Origin of the sequence: Prosthecobacter sp., from assembly GCF_044226605.1 — a bacterium.
Taxonomy (GTDB): Bacteria; Verrucomicrobiota; Verrucomicrobiia; order Verrucomicrobiales; family Verrucomicrobiaceae; genus Prosthecobacter.
Window position 1 is genome coordinate 335098 of record NZ_JBGAGS010000003.1, and the last position, 24336, is coordinate 359433.

Genomic DNA, 24336 nt, shown 5'->3' on the forward strand with positions numbered 1-24336 from the left:
TTGAAATGAACGGACGTGCATGGTTTGTGCCACGAGGATAAGGCCCGAGCATCCACTGGATGGCAACGAGGCTTCAGGGGTACGGCAGCGATAGCCGCCGCTTTCGAACGGCGCATGGCATGCAGCCGGTGAGAAGCACCCGAAAGCTTCAGCTCACTCTGGAAGGCGCGGCGCTTTCCAGTGTGAGCTGAAGCTCACCAGTATTTTAGGCGGTCTCTCCGGACTTCGGCTCACGCACCACGCGATCGACGGCGTGCTTGGTGATGATGTTCCCCTGGGACTCGCGGCCTTTGATGGCGATGGAGTTGAAGGGGAATTTGATGGAAAGGTTGCGCAGATACAGGGCGGGCTTGAGGTGGACGACGACGTTTTGGGCGTTGGAGTCCTCCTCGGTTTCGTGGCGGATGAAGTAGAGGACGTTGCTGCCAGGCGTTCCCTTGGTGAGGACGTATTCCTTGTCGCGGGTGACGCCGCCGATGCGGAAGCGCTTGGCCATGAGGCTGCCCTGGCGGCCGTCGCGGTAGATCATGGTATAGACGGCGCTTTCGTCCTTCTTGAAGAGATTGACGTAGAGCGGGTTCTTGCCCACGAAGAACTTCGCGGCAGCCTTGGTCACGGTCATGTTGCCCTCGCGGGTGAAGAAGAGCACGTCGTCCAGCGGGGAGCATTTGCAGATCGGTTCGCCTTCGCGCTTCAAGCTGGTGCCGGCAAAGCCGTCCTTGGCATTGAGGTACAAGGTCTCGCCCTGCACGATGACTTCTGCTGCTGCCACGCGCTCGAAGCCGCTGATGATGGTCTTGCGCTCGCGTCCGGCACCGTAGGTCTTCTTGAGTTCTTCAAAATGGCGGATGGTGTACTTGGTCAGGCCCTTGAGGAACTTCTCGGCCTGGTCGATCTCCTCCTCCAGCTCGCGGATGTGCTCGTCGGCCTCGAAGCTGTTGAACTTGGAGATGCGCTTGATCTTGATCTCGGTCAGGCGCGCCACGTCGTCATTGGTGACTTCGCGCTTGAGCACATGGAGGTGGGGCTTGAGGCCCTTCCAGATGGCCTCCATGACGGCGTCCCAGGTTTCAGCTTCTTCGATGCGGCGGTAAATGCGGTTCTCGATGAAGATCTTTTCCAGCGAGCTGAAATGCCACTTCTCGTTGAGTTCGCCGAGGAGGATGCCGAGTTCCTCGCCGAGGATCCTCTTGGTGTTCTCGGCGCTGGCCTTGAGCAGATCGTTCACGCCCAGGAAGCGCGGCTTGTCGTCCTGAATGACGACGGCATTTGGCGAGATGGAGACCTCGCAATCGGTGAAAGCGTAGAGCGCCTGGATGGTCTGCTCCGCATCCGTGCCAGGCGGGAGCTGCACGACGATCTCGACTTTGTCCGCCGTGTTGTCATCGACGCGGGCGATCTTGATTTTACCCTTGTCGTTGGCGGCCACGATGCTGTCCCGCACGCCGTCCGTGGTGGTGCTGAAGGGGATCTCTGTGATGACGAGCGTGTTTTTCTTGTCGCCTTCCTCGATCTTCGCTCGCACGCGGATGCGTCCGCCGCGCAGGCCGCCATTGTAGTCGCTGGCGTCCATGGTGCCGCCGGTGGCAAAGTCGGGCTTCAGGTCCACCTCCTCACCGCGCAGCGCGGCGATGCTGGCATCGCACAGCTCGATGAAGTTGTGCGGCAGGATGCGGCAGGACAGGCCCACGGCGATGCCTTCCACGCCCTGCGCGAGCAGGAGCGGGAACTTCACCGGCAGGGTGACGGGCTCCTTGTTGCGGCCGTCGTAGGAGGCCACCCATTCGGTGACCTTGGGGCTGTAAACGACATCCAGCGCAAATTTGGAGAGGCGTGCTTCGATGTATCGCGGCGCGGCGGCGTTGTCTCCGGTGAGCGTGTTGCCCCAGTTCCCCTGGGTGTCGATGAGGAGGTCCTTCTGGCCCAGCTGCACCATGGCATCGCCAATGGAGGCATCGCCATGCGGATGGTATTTCATCGTGTTGCCGACGATGTTGGCCACCTTGTTGTAACGGCCGTCCTCCAGCTCGTCCATGCTGTGGAGGATGCGGCGATGCACCGGCTTCAGGCCGTCGTTGATGTGGGGAACGGCGCGCTCCAGGATGACGTAGCTGGCATAATCGAGGAACCAGTCACCATAGAGCGTGTCCACCGGCTTGTGCTCCACCGGCGCGGCGGAGGGAAGGATGGGGGAGTAGGCTTCGTCAGCGGATTTTTTGGAGGATTTTTTGGCCACGGTTGGAAAGAGACAGAGTGCAGATGAACAGGTTGCTGAGCAAACGGTTCTATTAGGAACTCATTCGGCCCTGCGCAAACCGAAAATTTGTCTCAGGGCGGGAAGCAGGCTCCGTACGGCAGGTGTCCGAGGGGAAGGGGGACTGGGTCTGGGGGACACCAAGTCCAAAGCTACTTCTGATACCGCCCGGGCGCTGGACGCTACCGGGCGTCGCGATTGTCAGGAGTTGCCAAAGGTTCAGGGCTCAAAAGCTCATTTACAATCTACTGAATTGTCCCGCACGGGGGTTGGTCACTTGTTCCAACTTTGAAAAATCGTGCAAATATGAATCGCATAATCGAATTTTTTAGAGGGGCGGGGCGATGCTTCATGGGTGGACTCTGCATGCCTCTCTTGCTGCTTGCCGCGACAGAGGTGCGGGCCGATGTGGGCAGCCATGCTGAGGCGGATGCGCTGCTGGCGGAAGCCGCGCGCCTGGCACCGATGGCGGAGGCCGTGGTGCTGAATATCGGAGTTGTTTCGCCCACCGAATACGTGACCAAAGGCAGCTGGGGCGGCGTCATTCCCTGGACGCCGCACATTCCCACCTCCGCGGCGCTGCTGCCAGACGGCAGGCTGCTGACCTTTGCCTCCAATCAGCGCACGACTTTCCCTGACGGCCCGCAGTTTACTTATGCGGCGGTGTGGGATCCGGCCACGGGCATTTTCACCGAGATCAACAACGGCAGGCACGACATGTTCTGCGGCGGTCTCTCGCTGCTGCAGGACGGGCGTCTGCTGGTGAGCGGGGGCAATGGCATCAATGGCACCACGGCGCTGGCGAGTTTGTTTGACTGGCGCACGAATGAATGGGTGCCGGCGCAGACCATGGCCGACGGCCGCTGGTACAACACGAGCATCTCCCTGCCTAATGGCGAGGTGCTTACCGCCGGGGGAAATGCGGGCGCGAATGGCAATGGCACCATCGAGCAATGGAATGCCAGCTCTGGCTGGCGGCGCATGAGCGGCATCAACTGGCAGGCGGTGGCCAACCCTCCCATCGCCAACGCGATTGAAACGAACTGGCACCCTTTCTTCCTCGTGGCGCCGGACGGCCGTGTGGCGCATTTTGGTCCGCATCAGGCGCTGGACTGGATCACGGCCACGGGCACAGGGGCGATGACTGCCGCTGGAGCCAGCATTCCCGGTACGCACTACCCGAAACAAGGGGCATGGGCGATGTATGCTCCCGGCAAGGTGATCGTGGCGGGCGGGTTGAAGGCGATCGATGATGGAACCGTCGTGACGAAGGCTTTCACGGTGGATCTCAATGGAGCCACGCCGGTGACCGCCCCCACGGCGTCGATGGCGAATGCGCGCTCGTTTTCCAATTCCGTCATCCTGCCAAACGGGGAAGTGATGGTCGTTGGCGGCAACAGCACCGGTGAGTTTTTCAGCGATGTGGGCGCGATCATGACACCGGAAATCTGGAATCCCACCACCGGGCAATGGCGTGTGGTGGCGGACATGAGCGTGCCGCGAAACTACCACTCCCTGGCGATGCTGCTGCCCGATGGCCGTGTGTGGTCCGGTGGTGGCGGCCTTTCCGGAGATGCGCTCACAGATCATCAGGATGCGCAGGTCTTCACACCGCCGCAGCTTTTCAACGCGGATGGCACGCCCGCCGTGCGTCCTGTGATCACCGCCGCGCCGGACCGCATCAGTCCCGCGTCTGTGTTTACCGTGAATGCCAGCAACGGCGTGCAGTACTTCAGCGCCATCAGCATGTCGGCACTCACGCATTCGGTCAGCACCGGCCTGCGCCATGTGCGCTTCACGCATACCAGCCCCTCGGCGGGCGTGTATGCCGTGACCGCGCCCTCGAGCATCAATGTGCTGACCCCGGGCTACTGGATGATGTTTGCCGTGGATGCGAATGGAGTATGGTCCGTCTCGCGCATCATTCAGGTGACGAATGCCACGCTGCCGGTGGTGACGAATCCTGGTACACAGACCGTAAATCAAAACAGCGTGGTTTCTCTGCCCATCAATGCGAGCGCCACGGGCGGAGCGCTGAGCTATACTGCCAGCGGACTTCCCGCGGGGTTGAACATCGATGCAGGCACCGGTTTGATCTCCGGCAGCGTTACGGCCACGCCGGGAACCTATCGCAGCACCATCCTGGTGAGCGCGGCAGGGCAGGTGACCTCTGTTTCCTTTAACTGGATCGTGCTGCTGCCCAATCTCGGGACCGGCCAGATCATGCGCGAATACTGGACCAGCATCAATGGAATCACCGTCGCGAGCCTGACTGACAACACGCTGTTTCCGGCCAATCCCAACGGGCGCGACATGCTCGGCTCTTTTGAAGGTCCCTCGAACTGGGACGACCAGACCGGCCAGCGCCTGCGCGGATTCCTCTACGTGCCGGTCACGGGGCAGTATCGTTTTTACATCGCCAGTGATGACCAGTCGAGCCTGAGACTCAGCACGGACGCGAATCCGGCCAATGCCGTCGAGATCGCCAGCATGCCAGCATGGTGCCCGCCGGAGACGTGGACGTGGTACCCGCAGCAGGCTTCCGCCCAGATCACGCTCCAGGCCGGAAAACGCTACTACATCGAGGCCCTGATGAAGGATGGCACGGGTGATGATCACCTGTCCGTCGGCTGGATGAAGCCAGGAGACACAGCGGTGGCGGTCATCGCGGGCACTTATCTCTCGCCTTATCTGCCGGTCGAGAATCCGGTGGTCACGTGGAACTTCGATGAAGCAAGCTGGAACGGCACGGCGGGCGAAGTGAAGTCCACGGCGACGAGCCTCTATGCCATCAATGGCACGTCCAGCGGCGCAAACACCACGCCGAACAATCCTGCACTCAGCGGCAATCCAGGCACGGGCGGCAGCGCCCAGTTCAACGGCACCACGCAGAGCGTCGTCATGCCCTACAATGCGGCTTTGAATCCCAATGACTTCACTGTTGCCGCGTGGGTGCGGAACGATGCGGCGCTGGGCACGGTGCGCTGCATTCTCGCGTCGCGGGATGAATCCACCGGCACCAAAAAGGGCTATGGCCTGTGGGTCACGGCGGATGGTTTCTGGCAGTTGCGCACCGGCGCAGATGCTTCGGGCTTGAAAGGCGGCGCCGTCACCGTGGGGCAGTGGACGCATGTGGCGGCCACGTTTCGAACCACAAGCGCCACGGGGCAGACCTTGACCGGCGTGCGCAGACTCTACATCAACGGCACGCTCGTCAATGAAGACACCGGCACCTACGTGCCAAACGGTGCCAAACCGTTCGTCGTCGGTGCAGCGGACAGTCCTGGAACTTCCTTCTTTGCGGGAGCGGTGGACGAGGTCACACTGCATCAGGCGCCGCTCTCACCGGCGGACATTTTGGCGCTGCGTGATCTGCGCCACGCCAACACCATCGTCGTGGTGAACCAGTCCCCGCAGCTCACCGATCCCGGTGCGCAGACCTCGCTCCTCAATGCGGTGGTGTCTCTGCCAGTCGTGGCCAACGATCCCGAGAATGATCCGATCACCTTCAGCGCCACCGGTTTGCCCACAGGCCTGACGATCTCCACCACTTCAGGCGTCATCTCCGGCTCTGTGACGGCGGCAGGCACTTACAGCGTCACCGTTCGTGCCAGCGATGGTATCAGCGCTCCTGGCACTGCCAGCTTTACCTGGAATGTCTCCGCGGGTCTCACGTTGCAGCCGCTGGCGGCCACGCCGAGGTCCACGGGTAGCTCGCTGACCTTCACCGCACAATCCGCGAACGGCGTCAATCCACGCTACAAATGGAACTTTGGCGATGGCACACCCGAGACTGCATGGCTCACGACCACCAGCATCACGCACACGTATGCCGGGCCGGGCCGCTATCTGGTCACGCTCACGGCCACCGATGACACTGGCATCACCATCACAAGCACTTTTTACCAGGCGGTGTATGCAGCGCTGACCACGCTGAAGCCTGCGGCCTCCAGCAGCATCGTCTATGAACATCCCGCCACGGGGAACGACCGCGTGTGGTGTGTGAATCCGGATAACAACAGCGTGACTGCCTTTGATGTGGTGACGCGTGCGCGATATGCGGAGATCACGGTGGGCACTTCGCCGCGCAGTCTGGCCCTGGCTCCGGATGGCAGGCTGTGGGTGACGAATGTGGAGAGCGCCACCGTCAGCATCATCAACACCGGCACGCGCGCGGTGGCCGCCACTGTCACGCTCCCGTCTGGCACGCGGCCGTTTGGCCTCGCCTTTGATCCAGCAGGCACGGCCGCATGGCTGGCGCTGGAGGGCACGGGAACCGTACTGAAGCTGAACCCTGGCACCGGCGCACAGCTGGCTGCGGTGGATGCCGGAGGGCCGGTGCGGCATCTGTCCATCTCCGCGGACAGCGCGCGTGTGTACGCCTCCCGCTTCATCACTCCGCGTGTGTCTGGAGAAAACACCGGGACGCCGCTGCTGACGGGCGCAGGAGGCCAGGTGGTCGTCATTGGCACAGCGGCGCTGGCCGTGGAGCGCACCATTTTGCTCAATCCCAGCACGGCGGCAGACACCTCCACTTCGGCGCGCGGGCTGCCGAACTATCTCGGTGCAGCGGTCATCTCGCCGGACGGCCTCTCCGCATGGGTTCCTTCGAAGCAGGACAACATTCAGCGCGGAGTCTTTCGCGACGGCCTGCCTTTGAACCATGAAAACAGCGTGCGTGCCATTGTGTCCCGCATCGACCTCACAGCACAGACGGAAAATCTCGCCTCGCGCGTGGACATCGACAACGCGGGCATGCCGAGCGCGGCAGCCTACGATCCCTTCGGCATCTATCTCTTCACGGCGATGGAAGCCAGCCGCGAAGTCGCCATCATCGATGCCTGGTCGCATCAGGAAATCATCCGCGTGCCGGCCGGTCGCGCGCCGCAGGGCGTCGTGATTTCGCCGGATGGCAACACGCTCTATGTGCAGAATTTCATGGACCGCTCCATCACGGTGCATGACGTGCACGCCATCACTCAGGGCGGCAATACGGCACCGGTGACCACGGCTACGCTCAGCGCCGTCACCACGGAAAAACTCACTGCTCAGGTGCTTCAGGGGAAGCAGCTCTTTTATGATGCGCAGGACCCACGCCTGGCCCTGCAGCAGTACATCAGCTGCGCCGTCTGCCACAATGACGGCGGGCAGGATGGCCGCGTGTGGGACCTCACCGGCTTCGGGGAAGGTCTGCGCAACACCATCACGCTGAAGGGCCACGCCAACCATGGCATGCTGCACTGGACGGGGAACTTTGATGAAGTGCAGGATTTCGAAGGACAAATCAGGACTCTGGCCGGAGGCACCGGTCTCATGACCGACACGCAGTTCAACACCGGCACGCGCAACCAGCCGCTGGGAGATCCCAAGGCGGGGGTGAGCGCGGACCTCGATGCGCTGGCTGCGTATGTGAAATCTCTCACTACGAATGGAAGCAGCCCGAACCGCACGACGGCTGGCGCACTGAGCGTGGCAGCCGCGGCGGGCCAGCAAATCTTCCGCGCTCAAAACTGTGCGTCCTGCCACAGCGGCGTGAACTTCACCAACAGCGCCCTCAATGTCTTTGCCAACATCGGCACCCTCAAACCCTCCAGCGGCAAGCGTCTCGGTGCGGCACTCACTGGCCTCGACGTACCAACTCTGCGCGGCACCTGGGCCACGGGACCGTATTTGCACGATGGCTCCGCCGCCACCATTTCAGACGCCATCACCGCGCACAATGGCGTGACGCTCAGCGCCACGGATCTGGCCAATCTGGCTGCGTTTGTCGGCAGCATCGATGACGCTCCCACGACCGCGCCGCTGCCCTTTACCGTGGCGCTCAGCACGAGTGCTACCACCGTGACCGGTGCCTTCAATGTCTCCGTGGCCTTCAATGCCTCAGCCACCGGCTTCACGCTCAGCGATGTCGTCGTGACCAATGGTTCTGCCACCACCCTCAGCGGCAGCGGAGCCGCCTACACCTTCAAAGTCACACCGAACAACCCGGGTGCGGTCACTGTCAGCATTCCTGCGAGTTCTGCCACGGACAGCACGAACCTCGGCAACTCAGTCTCGAACTTGCTCGCCGTCACCTATGCTCCCACGGACTCCACGCCGCCGACGGTGGTGCTGGCCACTCCCGCCAGCAGCGTGTCCGCGCCCTTTGTGGTCACGGCCACTTTCAGCGAAACGGTCACCGGCTTGCTGGCCTCCGAATTTGCCGTCACCAATGGCAGCGTGAGTTCCCTGACCTCCTCTGGCTTGGTGTGGTCCGCCACCATCATCCCTACGGCGGCGGGGACCGTGAGCGTGTCTCTCCCTGCGGGAGTGGCGCAGGATACGTCAGGAAATCTCAGCATCGCCTCCAGCGTGCTTCCTGTGACTTATGCGCCGCTGATCACAGGACAGCCGCTGCGGATTCAGGCGGAGGATTTCGACGAAGGCGGTGAAGGCGTGGCCTATCACGATGCGGAGGAGATCAATCTCGGCGAATTCGTCAGCGGTCTGCACTATCGCACGACGGGCGTGGACATCGAGCCTTCGCAGGACACCGACGGCACGCCCTCCATTGGCTGGATCACCTCAGGAGAATGGCTGCGTTACACCACGGTTCTTTCCGCCGGGACCTACAACTTCAACTTCCGTGCTGGCACTCCGTTTGCCAGCCCGGTGCCGGTCCGTGTTTTGATCAATGGCACCCTGGCCACGACGCTCAGCCTCACCAACGGCACTGGCTACTATGCGTGGAAGACGTACTCCGTCACCGGCTTGAATGTGCCCACCTCAGGCCCTGCAGTCGTGCGCATCGAGTTCCCCAATGGCAATCTGAACTTCAACTGGATGGAGTTCATCAGTGTGAGCACCACGCCGGACACCACACCGCCATCCGTGACGCTTGCCACCGCATCGTCAAATGTCTCCGCGCCCTTTACGGTGAACGCCACCTTCAGCGAAGCCGTCACGGGAGTCGCTCTGGGAGATTTCACTGTCACCAATGGCGTGGCTTCCGCGCTCACCGGCAGCGGTGCCTCCTACAGCGTCACCATCACACCCATGGTCAATGGTGCCGTCACCGTGGCCATGCCTGCGGCTGCTGCGGCGGACCTGGCTTCAAATCCGAGCCTGGCGTCAAACACCCTGAGCCTCACTTACACCGCGCCGCTGCCCGCGCCGTCCGTGGCGCTCAGCACCGCAGCATCCACCGTCACTGGCAGTTTCACCGTGAATGCTGTCTTCAGCCTGCCCGTCACCGGCGTCGCTCTCAATGACTTCACTGTCACCAACGGCGTCGCCTCAAACCTCAGCGGCAGTTCAGCAAACTACAGCATCCTCGTGACACCCACCGCAGCAGGCCCTGTGACCATCACTGTTCCCGCCAATGCCGCTATCAATGCCACTGGCGCGGGCAACACTGCTTCGAATCTCCTCTCCGTCACCTATCAGCCACCCGACACCACGCCGCCCACGGTGGCGCTCACCACACCTGCGAGCAGCGTCACCGCGCCTTTTGTGGTCAGCGCCACCTTCAGCGAAAACGTCACCGGCGTGGCTTTGGGCGGCTTTAGCGTCACCAATGGAGCCGCTTCAAATCTCAGCGGCAGTGGCAAAATCTACAGCGTCACCATCACTCCCGCTGCCACCGGTGCTGTGACCGTGGCCATGCCCGCCGGCGCAGCATTGGATCTCGCCAGCAACCCAAGCCTCATCTCCAACACACTGAGCGTCACCTACACGGCACCTCTTCCCGCGCCCACGGTGGCGCTTAGCACCGCAACATCCACGGTCACCGGCAGCTTCACCGTGAATGCCGTCTTCAGCCTCCCCGTCACCGGCGTGGCGTTGAACGACTTCACTATCACCAATGGTGTCGCCTCCAATCTCAGCGGAAGTTCTTCTTCTTACAGCATTCTTGTGACGCCGACTGCTGCAGGGACTGTCACCATCCGCATCCCGGCTGGCGCCGCCACCAATGCCACCGGCGCGGCCAATACCGTTTCAAATCTTCTCTCCGTGACGTATCAACCGCTCGACACCACGCCGCCCTCCGTGGTGCTGACCACTGCGGCCACGAGTGTCTCAGGGCCGTTCGTGGTCACCTCCACCTTCAGCGAAAGCGTCAGCGGACTGCTCGCTTCGGAATTTACCGTGACCAATGGCAGCGTCACCGCGCTCTCCTTCACCGGAGTCATATGGTCCGCCACCGTGACGCCTGCGGCATCTGGCAATGTGACCGTGAAAATCCCCGCCGGAGTGGCACAGGATGCCGCGGGGAATGGAAACACGGCGTCCAATTTGATCACCGTCAGTTATGCGCCAGCGGTGACAACGAACGGAGTTACGGGTGATTATTACATCGGCAAAAATTTCGAGCAGTTCAGCTTCACGCGCGTGGAGTCCACCATCAACAACACCTGGGGCACCGGCAGCCCGGATGCGCGCATTCCTGCGGATGGCTTCAGCGTGCGCTGGCATGGCTACATCACTCCGCGCTACTCCCAGACCTACACCATCATCCCGGTGACTGATGACGGCGTGCGCCTTTGGGTGAATGGCAAGCAGGTCGTCAATGACTGGAACAACCATGGCGACACCTGGAACAACGGCGTGATCGCCCTGCAGGCGGGAGTGACCGTGCCTGTGGTAATGGAGTACTACGAGAACACCGGCGGTGCCACGGCGCGTCTGCTGTGGGAAAGCCCAAGCCAGGTGCGCGAGGTGATCCCGCAAAGCCAGTGGCTCGTCAATCCGCCTCCGGCCAGTGGCGCCTCTTCGGCGAACAGCCTGACCCTCACCTCCGTCATCCCAGTGACGATCTCGCTCGGCTACAATCTCGCCAAAACAGACACGGATGGCGATGGTGCCTCAGATCTGCTTGAGACGACGTTTGGCACCTCCCTCACCAGTGGCATCACACTGCCTGGAATGGGACTGCAACTGGTCACCCGAAACGGCAGCAGTGTGGATGCCACACTTCTTCATCCTTCGGGTCAGAGCCTCTTTGCGCTGTCGCTCGAAAGCAGCAGTGATCTCGTGAACTGGACCCCGCTGATCGTTACACCCACCGTGGTCACTCAAAGCACCGGCTGGGAGCGTATCACCTGGCCAGATCTTCAGAATCTTCCCGGCCAGAGTCTTGCGCGGGGCATCGTCCGCCTGCGAGTCACGCAGACGCTGGGTGGAACGTCCGCAAGCACGCCGGTAGCATGGCAGCAGGTGGTTTTGAAACCGGGCACGCAGAGCCATGGTCTGAATCTCTGCAACGATGTGCTGCTGGCCGGCACGGTCACTTCGGCCAGCGGCAACAGCATCACCCTCAGCGAGCAGGATGCGCTGGTGTCTGCCATGGATCCAGCGCAGCATTACTACCTTGAGATTGTCAGCGGTCCGCAGGCAGGGCATCGCATCGAACTTCAAAGCATCACCGCTGCGGAGTGTGCCATTGCGGATGATTCACCGAACACCACGCTATCGGCCTCGGCCATCTCTGGCCTGTCGGGCGCCCGTGTCAGCATGCGTCCGCATCGCACCCTGGGCACCGTGTTTGACCCATGGCAGTTCCAAGGCTCGACCGAGGCGACCAGTGCGGATCAGGTCCTGTTCTACACTTCCACCGGGTACAACACCTGCTGGATCTATGCCTCCGGCGGCGTGCGGTGCTGGGTGCAAAACGGCGCACCGCTTGCGAGCGTCAACGACACCCTCATTCCGCCAGGCACGGGCGTGATGCTGCAGATCGCCAATGCTTCCCCCGCGCCCCTGCTTGCCACCGGCAGTGTACGCACCACTGCCTTTGCCCGGCCATTGCAGGCGGGCTACAATCTGCTCGCCAATCCCTGGCCGCTCGACGTGGCGCCTGCGCAGGCCGGCATGATCTCCGCGAGTGCATTCGTCTCCTCCACAAGCATTTCGAGCGCCGATCAGTTGCAGCTTTGGAAGGGAGACGCCGCCGTGGTTGGCAGCGGCTATGCCGGATACTGGCTGTTTCAGAAGGCGGGCCAGCTCACTCCAACCTGGATCTCCAGCGGAGATGCCACTCTGGCCTCCCAAAACAACGTCCTGCTGCTGCGGGCAGGAAGAGCCACTTTCATCAAAGCCCAGGCGAAGGCGAACCGGCCGGTGTGGATGATCCCCGCCCCTTGAGGGGATGACAGCGCTTTTTAGACTTGCCATTCGTCTGGTGGTTTGCCACGCTTCGCGGTGTCATGCAGCTCACGCTCTACCGGACGCTTTGCATTCACACCCTGCTGCTGATGGGCCTTGGTGCGTTCTTTGTGGAGCATCGTCGCGCACACGCCGCTCACGCCCCGTCCAGACATGTGCGCATGCCCACCTTGGATGAGTTGCTGCAGATCGAGTGTTTAGGGATGGAAAGCAAGCGCTACGAATTTTGGGTGGGACGAATGCCGCAGTATTCTGTGAACGAGGACGCGAATCTTCGGAAGCTGCTAGATCTGCTCCTGCTATACGTGCCGCCAGAGCATCCCGAAGCGGTAAGTTGTCGCACCCAACTGGCGCATTACCTAGAACAGGCAGGCCGCTTTGCGAAAGCTGCGGAGCAGTATCAGATTCTGTTGAAGGTCTATCAGCGAGTCATGGGTCCGGACGAGCCGGAGACAACATCGCTTCAGAAAGATGTGGCACGAGTGATGCAGATTTTGACCCGGTCAAAAGCGGAGGAGCGGGAGTGGCGTTGGGAGTACGGGAAGCAGGTCGCTACTTTGGGAAAAGAGGATCTCCAGGTGTTGCACGCCCAGTCAAGAATTGCGGATCAACTGGTGGTGCAATCAAAATACCCTGAGGCTGAAATTGAACTGCGTTCCGTGGTGAAGGCTCTTGTTCAAAAGCAGGGCGAGCGCAATGCAGAGATGTTGGTGCGGAACATGGGCAAGCTGGCCATGTGCCTCGCATCTCAGGGCAAGCGGAATGAAGCCTTGGAATTTGTGCGTGAGATCGAGTGGCTGCAGGCAGACACCCCTGAGATGGAACCTTGGCTGTCTGAAGTATCGTACGAATTGCAAGATTTGCGGAATACAATCAACGCAGGGCGGATCAAAAGGCGGGCAAAATAGGTGAATATGGGGACGTCCAACTTGGGCCGGGGGCCCGCCATGGAACAAACGACAACGGTTACACAGGGAACATCAACTCACTCTTTCAGCGCCGGCGGACGGTGGCTCTGAATTTGTGCTTTAAAGTCACCAAGGCTGTTCCAGTGCGTGGGTTCATTGAGATCAACTTCCGCGATGGCCAGGGTGCCAAAAACATCGGCCTTGGCCAGCACATCGCCGTAGTGGTCAAAGATGCCGGAGATCATCCACTGGTTTTTGCGCGCGTCTGTGTAGGTGCTGCTGACGATGTACACGTGGTTTTCACAGGCGCGTGCGGCGGCGAGCATGGGATTGCAGCCCCACACCGGCCACGCGATGACCTCCGCGCCTTTGACTGTGAGCGCGCGCGCGACTTCCGGGAAGAAACCGTCGTAGCAAACCATCATGCCCACTTTGCCAAAGCGGGTTTCAAACACCGGGTAATCATGACCGGGAGTGATGCCCGCCTCGATCTCGCCACGTGGAAGCGTGATCTTGCGATACTTGCCCACCAGCGCGCCATCGGGTCCCAGCAGCGCGGCGGTGTTGTAGAGAGTCTTGCCTTCGCGTTCCACCAACCCGGCCACGATGTACAGGTTGTGCTCCTTGGCCAGTTTGCCAAAGTACTCGGTGCTCGGCCCCGGCACGGGCTCCGCACATTGTTCCATGGTCTTGTTGGTGCCGTAGTAGGTCAGCGTTTCACCCAGCACCACAAAGTCCGCCTTCTGCTTCGCAGCCTCGGCGATCAGCGGCGCATACTGCGGTGGTTTGTCGGCAGGGTTCTTGCCCTCCTTGGGCTGCAGATGCACCGCAGCCAGCCGCACCTTGCGCGGGGCAGGGGCTTCCGTTTCGGAGAGAGAGACTCTCTTCCAGTCCACACGGGCATTCGCCGCCCACTGAAGGTACAGTTCAATCTTCGCCTGCCTGGCCTTCACGGGCGCACGGAGAACGCTGTCGCACGTCGTCCACTGATTGGCCTCGGCGAGAGGCATGTGCGGGTACTCAGGTTCGGCGCGTGGGATGGTGCCCTTGGCGTAGCCCTGCTTCGCTGGTTCTTCCCAGGTCACAGGCTTGCCCTTCTCGTCCTGCCAGAGAATGCGCGCATACACGCTGCGGCGCGGCGTTTCCATCGGACTGAACTTGCACAGGGCATAAAAGCGGTAGTGCATGCCGCCGTTGACGGGGACTGTCTTGGTCCACGCACCGATCCAATGCTCCCCCTCGCCGGTTTTCAAAGTCAGCGTTTCTTCAGGATGCGGGGGATCGGACACGTTCATGTTGCCCTCTGGCATCGCTTCGATGCGTGGGGACCAAAGATCCCATTCCGCCTTGAGATCCGCGGCCCAAGACCACGAGGTGAGAGACAGGCAGAGAAGCGGCAGCAACGTTTTCATGGTGGAGGGACATGAATACGCTGCGGCAGGGCCGATTTAGCGCCGGTCAGCAAAACGGAATGCGGAAAGCTCCCTCAGATCTAGAGCTTTCCGATTCGACAAGGACGCGTGATTACCCTCACTTCTCATCCAGCCCACGGCGGATGCGATACTTGATCGCAAGCTGGTGGGCGGGGGAGTTGGCAAAGGTCATGCCTTTGATGCGCTCCAGTTGAAGCAGCGCGACGCTCTGCACGGCATGATAGTAGCCGCCGTTGTGAGCGACGTTCAGCAGACGGTTGATGTAGTCCAGCTGGAGGTTCTGGCGCATGATGCTCACCGGTTTGGCGGGATCGTCTCCCGTGCAGATGGCGGTGGTGAGGGAGTCCATCACTTCATCCAGCGGGACTTGATTGCCATAAAGGGTCGAGTCTTCGATGCGCTGGAGGGTGCGCGCATGCAGCAGGTGATCGAGCAGGGCGCGCTGAATGCTGAAGACGCGTTCATGCAGCTTGGGGTCTTCTCCTTCGTCGTGGTGGTCAAAGCCGCGGCGCTGCAGCTGCAGATGTGTGTAGAGCTCCGGCGGCGCGCTCAGGGCATTTGGGGCAAAGGCGTACTTGGCCAGCACGGCAAGGGCCTGGCGCTGTTTGGCAGCCTCGACCGGTTTGAACGGGGTCACGTTCGGGGCCTGGCCCTGCACGGGGCGTTCGACATACACGCCGCCCACATAGCGGGATACCGCGTTCAGCGAACTGCTGGCTTCCTTCGTCAGGGAGGCAAAAGCCTGCGCCACTTCCTGCCAGCTCTTGCCCGGATCTGACACATCCTTCATGATGTTGGCCAGTTCCACGCGCACGATCTCGCAGCGCTGCTCGGCGTAGCTGATGGCATCGCTGCTCATGTCATAGAGCATGGCGCGCGGGTCGATGGCCTTGCCAGGGGCGCGCATGTCATCGGCATCATTGGCAAAGGACAGCTCAGGCTTGTGCGAGAGCGCGGCGATGGCTTCGAGGCGCTTTGCTTCTTCGACGGGATCTTCCAAGGATTCGCTGTAACCGTAATTGATCACCCAGTGGTCGTAGGGACCGGGTTTGGTGGTGAAATACTGGCCCTGTTTCACGCCCTTCGGCGCAATGTTTACCGGCGGATAATCCATGACGGAGCCGGTCAGGCCGGTTTTCTCGGTGAGCTCGGCATTGTGGATGTCCTTCAGGCTGTGCAGCGTGCTGCCGCGGAAGTTATGGTTCAGCCCCAGCGTGTGGCCCACCTCATGCAGGCAGAGGTAGTAGAGAGATTCTTTGATCATGCGGTCCACTTCCACGCGGTCGCTCTTCTGCAGGCGCAGCATGGTCTGGCCAAACATGAGGCTGTTGCGGGCGTTGTTGCAGGCATCGCAGCAGTTGGGATCAAAGGCCTTGGTCTGGCCCGGCGCAGGCTCCGCCGCCGCGCCGAGATCGGCGAAGAGCTTCTTGGTCAGCAGGCGCTTGGTGATGAAGCTGTACTCCAGCATGATGTCCGCGCCGAGGATCTCGCCGGTGCGCGGATTGGCAAAGCTGGGGCCGTAACCGCCGAAGGGCGGGGCCACGCTGCTGGTCCAGCGCAGCACATTGTGCTCGATGTCTCCCGCGTCCCACTTCGCGTCATCGGGCTGCTGCTTGACGACGACGGCGTCTTTGAAGCCGGCGGTTTCAAAGGCCTCGTTCCACTTCAGCACCGCAGTGCGGATGGTGTCGCGAAACTCCACGGGCGTGGTGTTTTCAATCCAGAACACGATGGGCTCCACAGGCTCGCTCAGCGCGGTGCCGGGCTTCTGCTTCACGAGGCGCCAGCGGTGAATGACGTCGCGGTAGGGCGCGGCATCGGTGCTGGTCATGTCCGTGACCTGATGGGTGAAATAGCCGAGGCGCGGGTCGTCCATGCGCGGCTTGTAATCACTCTCCGGCATGGCGATCAGGGTGTGCTGCACCTGCACGGTGATGTAGCGTGCGTTGGCCACATCGGCCTGCGTTTCCCAGCTGGGCGTGGGGTTTTCAAACACATACTCCGTGATGATGGCGGTGTTCTTCGGGTAGCCATTGATGCGGAGGACCTTGGTCTTGGCTTCGGAGAGCTTGCCCAGCACAGAGCGGTCTCCGCCCATGCTGCCAAACTTCACCTGGGTGAGGTTTTCGCGCAGGAAAAGATTGGTGCAGGGGATGAGGTAGCCCTCTTCGTCCTCGGCGATGATGGCCTCGCTGGTGAGGATGGCGTTGCTAGTGTTGGCCCGGTTGGCTTTGTTCAGCGCGCTCTGCGGGTCGAAGTAGAGCTTGGTGTTTTGCTCGATGAGCTCGATGCGGTCAAAGATCCGGCGGATGCTGAAGACCAGCGAGTCGCCGTAGCGTCCGCGATTGTGACCGGAGGCCACGGGGCCGTCCACGCTGTGATTGAAATAGATGAACTCAGGGCCGAGCTGCGACTTGGAGACAAACAGCCAGGGATTGCCATGCTCAAAATCCAAGTAGGTGCGGAACAGGCCGTCGATGCGCTTGAAGCCCTTGGTGAACTCGGCCACGCTTTTGCGCTTCGGCTTGTTGTCATCGCTGCGGGTAATTGCGTTCGTCTGCGGTGGCGTATGCGTCGGTCCCTGGACCTGAGCCGCAGGCGCGGCAGGTGGATTGGAAGGCGCTGGCGGATTGGACGGGGCAGGGGGAGGCGTCGGCGCGGGCACCGGTTTGGCCGGCTCTGGCTTCGCAGGTTCCGGCTTCGGCTCGGGCTTCGCCGGGTCAGGCTTCGCAGGCTCGGGTTTGGGCTCGGGCTTTGGCTCCGGTTTCGGTTCCGGCTTGGCAGGCTCCGGCTTTGCGGGAGCGGGCTTCGGTTCGGGCTTGCGCTCGGGGGCGGCAGTAAGGCTGGTGAGAGGCAGAATGAGGGCTGAGCAGGCAATCAAGAGGCGGCGGGACATGATCAGGGAAATGGCTGGTGACGGCATCAGGGGTCTGATATTACCGAACACAACGTCTCAGTTGCGAGATCATTGTATAAATTTGTGAAGTGCGCCGCTGAAGGGCCGAAAACTCAAATAATCAATTTTGCGATAAGATAGGCTCTAAGCCTGCGTTTTCGCGGCAGGAAGCCCTTCCGCCCCCCACTATGAACGCCCCCCGCCTTCTCCTCGCGAGCTTACTTTCAGCAGCGACGCTCCAAGCGGCAAACCTGCCAGAAAGCCAGAAAATCGACCAACTGCTCAGCCAGGACTGGCAGAAAGCCGGTCTCAAAGCCAACCCGCCCGCCAGCGATGAAGTGCTGGTGCGCCGCCTCTATCTCGACATCGCCGGCCGCATCCCCACCCTGGACGAAGCGCAGGCCTACATGAAATCTCAGGACCCTGAGAAACGTCTCAAGCTCATCGACATGCTGCTGGCCTCCGATGGCTACACCAGCCACATGTTCAACTACTGGGCCGACGTGCTGCGCCTGACGGACAATGTGAAGGGCCGCATCACCGCCGAGGCCTACGAGGAGTGGCTCAAGAAGCAGGTCAAAGAAAACGTGCCCTATGACAAGTTCGTGAAGAACCTCCTCACCACCGACGGCGGCGTGTGGGACAGCGGCAGCATCGGTTTCTGGCAGCGGGATGAGAACAAGCTCGACCACCTCGCCTACACCGTGCAGGTCTTTCTGGGCACCAGCATCGTCTGCGCCCAGTGTCACAACCACCCCTTCGACAAGTGGTCCCAGATGGACTACTACCACATGGCCGCCTTCACCTACGGCATGGACACCAAGAGCCGCGGTCTCGACTTCAAGACCGACGCCATGAAAAACGTCGAGCTCGACAAAAAGGCCATCCAGGCCATGACCAACGAGGAGAAGAAAGCCTACCGCGAGAAGTATGCGGCCCAGCGCAAGGCCGATGATTCCAAGATCAGCCGGGAAGACCTGGCGCAGGTCAAACGCGCCATGCAGGACGTCATGAAACCCCTGCGCTACACCAGCGCCGAGTGGCAGGACGGCAGGCTGCCCAGCCTCCCCTCTGACTATAAGTACCCTGATGCCAAGCCCGGCCAGAAGATCGAGGCCAAGACCATGTTTGGCAAAGACGCCGAAGCCAAGCCCGGCGAGACCAAGCTCCAGGCCTTTGCCGACTGGATGGCCAGCCCGGAAAATCCGCGCTTCACCACCGTCATTGCCAATCGCATGTGGAAGAAGGCCTTCGGCATCGGCTTGATCGAGCCTGTCGATGAAATCACCGACAGCACCGTCGCCAGCAACCCGGCGCTGATGGACTACCTCAGCACTTTGATGGTCGAGAAAAACTACTCGCTCAAATCCTTCCTGCGCGTGCTCTACAATACCGACACCTACCAGCGCGCCGCCACCGCCCAGGAAGTGCCCGCCGGTGAGACCTACCACTTCACCGGTCCGGTGCTCCGCCGCATGAGCGCCGAGCAGATCTGGGATTCCTTTGTCACTCTTTCCAAAGGCAATGTCGATGACACCGTCGATGAAGAGAACGCACGCCTGCATCAATACCTCGACGATCTCTCTTCCTTCCTCGGCACGGTGAAGTCCAAGGGCGCTGAAGGTCTGGTGAAGGTGGCCAAGGACGGCCGCGCCAAGCTCGACGCCAATCAGAAACGGATCGACGAAATGAAGGCCAAGCTCGCCGCTGAGAAGGAAAAGGGCGTGGACACCACCGCCGCCGCCAAGCAGCTCGCCAAAGAAGCCAGCGCCCTGCGCAAATCCACCGAGAAGGACATCCTCGTCGCCCTGCTCGGCAAGGAGCGCGCGGATGACCTCCGCAAAGGCTACCAGCCCAGCAACAAGCCCAAGGAGCAGCGCCCTGACATCGACCGCAAGACGCTCGAGTCGATGACCAAGGAACAGCGCAAGGAATTCATGCAGGCCTATCAGCGCAGCACCAGCCGCAAGGATGGCCTGGGCCTGACCTCCCGTGCCTCGGAGCAGCCCAGCCCTGCGCGCCCCGGCACCTTCCTGCGCACCTTCGGCCAGAGCGATCGCGAGCTTATTCAAAACGCCAGCGACGACGCCTCCGTGCCGCAGGCTCTCACCTTGCTGAACGGCCCCGCCGCTGACGTGATCAACAACCCGGCCTCCAAGCTCAATCAGGCCATCGCCAAGGCCGATTCACCCGCCCAAAAGATCAAGACCCTGTATCAGGCCCTGCTGAGCCGCGCACCGACTGCCAACGAGCAGGCCGTGCTCGACGGCGTCATCAAGGAGCGTGGCGACAAGGCCGTCGCCGACGTCACCCACGCGCTGCTCACCGGTTCCCAGTTCCTCTTTGTCCAGTAATCCCTCACGCCCCCATCCTCATGAAAACTCTCCTCCATTCCTGTGACGATGTAACCCGTCGTGACTTCGCCAAAAACGTCGCCAAGACCTGCCTCGGCGTGTCCGTGATGAGCGCTCTCGCGCCGCGCGGTTTTGCAGCGCCCTTTGAAGGCTCCAGCAAGGCGAAGCAAGCCGCCACCGCCAAGCGCGTGATCTATCTGTACATGTCCGGCGGCATGACGCACCTGGACACCTTTGGCTGCGTCCCCGGCGCGGATACCATGGGCGGCACCAAGACCATCGCCACCAGCGCCGATGGCGTGCAGATCGGCGAACTTCTGCCGCACACCGCGAAGATGATGCACCGCGGTGCCATCATCAATTCGCTCTCCTCCACCCAGGGCGCGCATGCGCAGGGGAACTACTTCCAGCACACCAGCTACACCATGCGTGGCGCCACACGGCACCCCACGCTCGGTGCCTGGATGCAGAAGTTCCAAGGCAAGGGCAATGTGGACCTGCCCGGCTCCGTCATCATCACCAGCGACAGCAAGCACCCCGGCGGCGGTTTCTTCGAGGCCGCCTGCCAGCCCCTCGTGCTGAACGATCCCGCACGTGGCCTGCAAAACAGCCACCGTCCCGCTGCCCTCAGCGAAAGCGACTTCGACTACCGCCTCGGTCTCTCCGCCCGTCTCGATCAGGGCTTCCAGCAGGCCTACAACTACAAAAACGTCAAAGCCTACGCGGACGTCTATAAGGACGCCATCAAGGTCATGAAGAGCGAAGACCTCGATGCCTTCGACCTCAGCAAGGAATCGCAGGAAACGCATGCCGAATACGGCAGCGGAAACTTCGCGCAGGGCTGCCTCCTTGCCCGCCGTCTGGTCGAGCATGGCGTGCGCTTCGTGGAGGTGAACCTCGGCGGCTGGGACATGCATCAGGATATTGGTGCCCGTCTGCCAGAACGCTGCGGAGACCTCGACAAGGCCCTCGGCACGCTGCTCACCGACCTCGAACGCCGCGGCCTTCTCGATGACACCCTCGTCGTGCTTACCTCCGAATTCGGCCGCACGCCGAAGATCAATCAGAACGACGGCCGCGACCACTACCCGAAAGCCTTCAGCTCCGTCCTCTGGGGCGGCGGCATCGCCGGTGGTCAGATCTACGGCAAGACGGACAAAGGCATCGAAGTCACCGAAAACAAAGTCGGCGTCCCCGACTTCAACGCGACCATCGCCTACGCCCTCGGCCTCCCTCTCGATCTCGTCCTCTACTCCGGCACGAAGCGTCCCTTCACCGTCACGGACAAAGGCCAGCCGATCACGAGTCTGTTCGGCTAAAAAGTTGCCCAGTTGCGCCGCAACTGGCTCTCCTCACGCTTGCACCGGATTCATCCGGCGCTGGTCGGGAGGTTGGTGAAGTCTGAGTCTCAAGCAGATTTCACAGAGCTTTTGATCGACAAAATTTTCTCTATTGCGCATGATGCCCGAAAATCATGCGAATCGGGAAAGTGCTGCTTCACCTTGAGATTCTTGCCTGTCTGGCATTCGCCGTGCCGACTATGGGCGCTGACCTCACGGACGCACAGCTTCGCGATGGAGTTGCAAAGCTCGAAGCACTCTTGGGAAAGGAGGTGCCGAAAAACGCCCGCTGGGTGCAGGTTGAAAGCCAGGGGCAGCGCTTCGGTATTTTCACCCGGGAGGAAGATGTCTTTCGCACCGAGGGCAACGCATTCCTCTTCGATGAGAAGCCGGGGGTGGAAGCACGGCTCGTCGTCTTGAATTCGGGCACTCTTTTCACCGCCAAGGCAGAGTCTGGAAAAGCACTGAAGGGAGCTCGCCGGGGCGAATATGCCGCCACCTGGAAGGATGCGGATGTCTCCAAGGATGTGGCCGCGGCGATAGAGTGGCTGACCAAGGAAACCAAGAAACCCGGCGTCAATCAGGCAGTCTCCTCCTCAGACCCTTTCAGTGGCCGTGGACGCATGAACCAGGAGGCCGGCCAGTTGCTCCAGCATCGGCAGACCGCGTTGTATTGGTCCGCGCTGCTGGTGCGCACCGGCCATGAGGCGGAGTCCCTCGCTCTCGCCCGCGCGGCATTCGGCAATGCCGAAGAAAAGCTCCGCAAGCAGCTGCTCGACGGGTTCTTTGATCGGCAGGCGCAGTCCGCCTATCAGGAGGCGATGAGCGCCTTCGCCAAACATCATGACTGGGCCAAGCTAAGTGCGGCGCTGACGGCAGTGGTGAATCGGTTTCCTCTCGGCTGGGAGCAGCGCGATGCGGTGCGTGTGTTCATTCACAAAGTCGACGAGCGTGCCAAGCTCCCTGCCATGCCGCCCATCAAAGCGTCGCGTCCGCTCTCGGAAAAGGAGCAAGCCGTCCTGATCGCATGGCTGCAGGAACTCGATGCTGGCAAGAGCTCCGATCAATCCCGTTGGACTCTGCCCCTGCCTTCGGGGGAAGATGGTCCGGATGCTCAGGAGGACAAAGGCAGTCAGGCCGCCTTCCCGCGCAACTACGGGATCGCCGCCGTGCCATTGCTCGCGGCCATCCTGGGGGATGAAACCCTGACGTTTGTGGGGCTGAATGCGTTCCAGGGCCAGTCATTCGGTCTGGGTGGCCGTGTCCATTTTGGAGGCCATGCAGATGCCGTCGAGTTGCTTCGCGAAGCCTACGGCAGGCTGCAAACTCCCCCAACCCGTTCCCAGCTTGCCTGGGATCTCCTGCAGCAGGTGCTGCCCCAGGATCTTCGGTCCGGCGGCTCGGAAAACGTGGCGGATGTGGCGCCGGATGTTCTCGCGTGGTATGCCGGTTTCAAGGATGCCACGCCGGGTGAGATCGCACTCGCTTACATTGAGGCGGGCGAGGAGGACGAGGAAATCCTCGCCCAGGCGCTGACGATTACCGATCCCAAAAAGCTTGCCCGCCTTGAAAACGGAATGCTCGAAAGCGCAAACATCTATGACACGGGCAACTTGGTGACCTTCGTCCGAAAGCTCGGGCCGGAAAAAGCTCCGGCGTTCATCGCCAAGGTGCGGCTGAAGCTGGAAGCTGAAATCAACGGCTTCCGCGCCACCGATCAGGAAAAGCAGCGCAAGCAGATGGAGTCCGGTCTGAAGCGGCTCGAAAAGGCTGCCAAAGGAGAGCAGAAAAAACCGGATCTGAAGGAGATGCTGACGATGCTGGCCGCTTACGATTCAAAGGCAGAAGACGAGGATCAGCAGGAAACACGCGAGATCTATGCGAGCTTTCCTGTTCTGCTGATCAAACTGCCCGTGACGGAACGGCTGGACATGCTGCTGCCCCTGCTGCCAGATTTCAAATCGCCTCAGCTCGCCGAACACGTTCTGAGCATGGCGATCAATGATGAAAACGGAGACGAGAACAACAGTCGCAAGCCGCAGGAACGTCAGGCCTTGCTGGAGCGTACCCGCCCGCACTGGCAGAGGCTTCTAAATGCCAAGGAGGCCGAGGACGACTCGTATCGCATGCTCGTCCAACTTGTGGCCAGCCTGGAGAGAATGGTGACTGGGAAGAAAGAGTCTCGAGACTTGTACGACCTTTCTTCTTTGGGAGACTACGGAGCCAGACTTCTCAAGGAGCGCGCCAGTGCATTGCTCTCAGGCCAGGAAGTGAAACCTTTGCCGAGCGCCGCCGCCATCAGTTCGGACGAGCGCAAAAAGCTTCTCGATGAACTGGGCAGGAAAACCGTGGCTGAGATTGGCAAGGAACTCGAAACGATCTCGGTGGACAAGCTGCTTGCCCTCAATCAAGCGCTGCAGCGTGACGCCGAAATCTCCGATAGCCTCAAGACCTACATCGCGACCATCAACGAGGTGAAGGTCAAAGACCTGGCCGATGCCGCGCCCTGGCAGGCGTTTCGTGGCAAAACCTTTACCAAGGAGACCATGCTGGAGCTCGCCAGACAAATCTCCGCCCAAACCGGCGGGCCGGTCACCGTGCAGCTGCAACGCAGTGTTCCGATCCTCGGCCTCAAGCTGCAAGTCAGTGACTCCAAAAAGAGCACGAACAAATGGGAGCTGCAGAACTTGCAGAACATCGCCTCAAACTTTGGCGAGAAACTGCCGAAACTCGGCAAGCGCCTCTCCATGGCCTACTTTCAGCAGCAGCGGATGAATGCGAATTGGCACTGGCTGGATGCTCCCATGGCTGAACCCTCCAAGGAAACTCCCAAAGCCACCGGTGATGACGAAGATGCCGCTGAAGAAATCCGAAGTCTCCGCGAGAACGAAAAAGACGCCTGGGGGACTCTGAGCAACGCCGCTGCTGAGACCCGGGCGCTTCCACTGTCGTTTGTCATTATCAGCGCTCCCACGGCCGAACTCGTCAAGAAAGAAGACTAACCACCT

Annotated in this window: 8 protein-coding genes; 5 read left to right on the plus strand and 3 right to left on the minus strand. The window is 61.2% G+C overall.

Annotated elements, in window-relative coordinates:
* Positions 1–205: 205 nt before the first annotated feature.
* The gene (locus tag ACILSO_RS05820; protein WP_395736431.1) at positions 206–2236 is read right to left on the minus strand and encodes a DNA gyrase/topoisomerase IV subunit A; all 2031 of its coding nucleotides are present in this window, start codon (positions 2234–2236) and stop codon (positions 206–208) included.
* Positions 2237–2620: 384 nt separating this feature from the next.
* Here ACILSO_RS05820 and ACILSO_RS05825 point away from each other — a divergent pair, with 384 nt between their 5' ends.
* A complete protein-coding gene (locus ACILSO_RS05825) occupies positions 2621–12376 on the plus strand; it encodes an Ig-like domain-containing protein (RefSeq protein ID WP_395736432.1) in 9756 nt (3251 codons plus the stop codon).
* 62 nt (positions 12377–12438) lie between these two features.
* A complete protein-coding gene (locus ACILSO_RS05830; RefSeq protein ID WP_395736433.1) occupies positions 12439–13305 on the plus strand; it encodes a tetratricopeptide repeat protein in 867 nt (288 codons plus the stop codon).
* Between the two features lie 77 nt (positions 13306–13382).
* On the opposite strand, the gene ACILSO_RS05835 is transcribed toward ACILSO_RS05830, so the two are convergent.
* Together ACILSO_RS05835 and ACILSO_RS05840 are read right to left on the minus strand one after the other, a co-directional pair.
* Positions 13383–14717: a carbon-nitrogen hydrolase family protein gene (locus tag ACILSO_RS05835; RefSeq protein ID WP_395736434.1), complete on the minus strand. Its 1335-nt coding sequence runs from the start codon at positions 14715–14717 to the stop codon at positions 13383–13385.
* Between the two features lie 118 nt (positions 14718–14835).
* Positions 14836–17634, minus strand: coding sequence for a zinc-dependent metalloprotease (locus ACILSO_RS05840; protein WP_395736435.1), 2799 nt, complete (start codon positions 17632–17634; stop codon positions 14836–14838).
* A gap of 188 nt (positions 17635–17822) precedes the next feature.
* On the opposite strand from ACILSO_RS05840, the gene ACILSO_RS05845 reads away from it, so the two are divergent.
* From ACILSO_RS05845 to ACILSO_RS05855, 3 genes are all read left to right on the plus strand, one after another.
* Positions 17823–19988: a DUF1549 domain-containing protein gene (locus ACILSO_RS05845; RefSeq protein WP_395736436.1), complete on the plus strand. Its 2166-nt coding sequence runs from the start codon at positions 17823–17825 to the stop codon at positions 19986–19988.
* Between the two features lie 20 nt (positions 19989–20008).
* Entirely contained in the window at positions 20009–21307 is a 1299-nt protein-coding gene (locus ACILSO_RS05850) for a DUF1501 domain-containing protein (RefSeq protein WP_395736437.1), read from the plus strand.
* A gap of 155 nt (positions 21308–21462) precedes the next feature.
* Entirely contained in the window at positions 21463–24330 is a 2868-nt protein-coding gene (locus tag ACILSO_RS05855; RefSeq protein ID WP_395736438.1) for a hypothetical protein, read from the plus strand.
* The last annotated feature ends 6 nt before the right edge of the window (positions 24331–24336 follow it).

Coding starts and splice junctions, on each gene's coding strand:
- ACILSO_RS05825 (WP_395736432.1), top strand. CDS start 2,621: ATGCCTCTCTTGCTGCTTGCCGCGACAGAGGTGCGGGCCGATGTGGGC.
- ACILSO_RS05830 (WP_395736433.1), top strand. CDS start 12,439: ATGCAGCTCACGCTCTACCGGACGCTTTGCATTCACACCCTGCTGCTG.
- ACILSO_RS05835 (WP_395736434.1), bottom strand. CDS start 14,717: ATGAAAACGTTGCTGCCGCTTCTCTGCCTGTCTCTCACCTCGTGGTCT.
- ACILSO_RS05840 (WP_395736435.1), bottom strand. CDS start 17,634: ATGTCCCGCCGCCTCTTGATTGCCTGCTCAGCCCTCATTCTGCCTCTC.
- ACILSO_RS05845 (WP_395736436.1), top strand. CDS start 17,823: ATGAACGCCCCCCGCCTTCTCCTCGCGAGCTTACTTTCAGCAGCGACG.
- ACILSO_RS05850 (WP_395736437.1), top strand. CDS start 20,009: ATGAAAACTCTCCTCCATTCCTGTGACGATGTAACCCGTCGTGACTTC.
- ACILSO_RS05855 (WP_395736438.1), top strand. CDS start 21,463: ATGCGAATCGGGAAAGTGCTGCTTCACCTTGAGATTCTTGCCTGTCTG.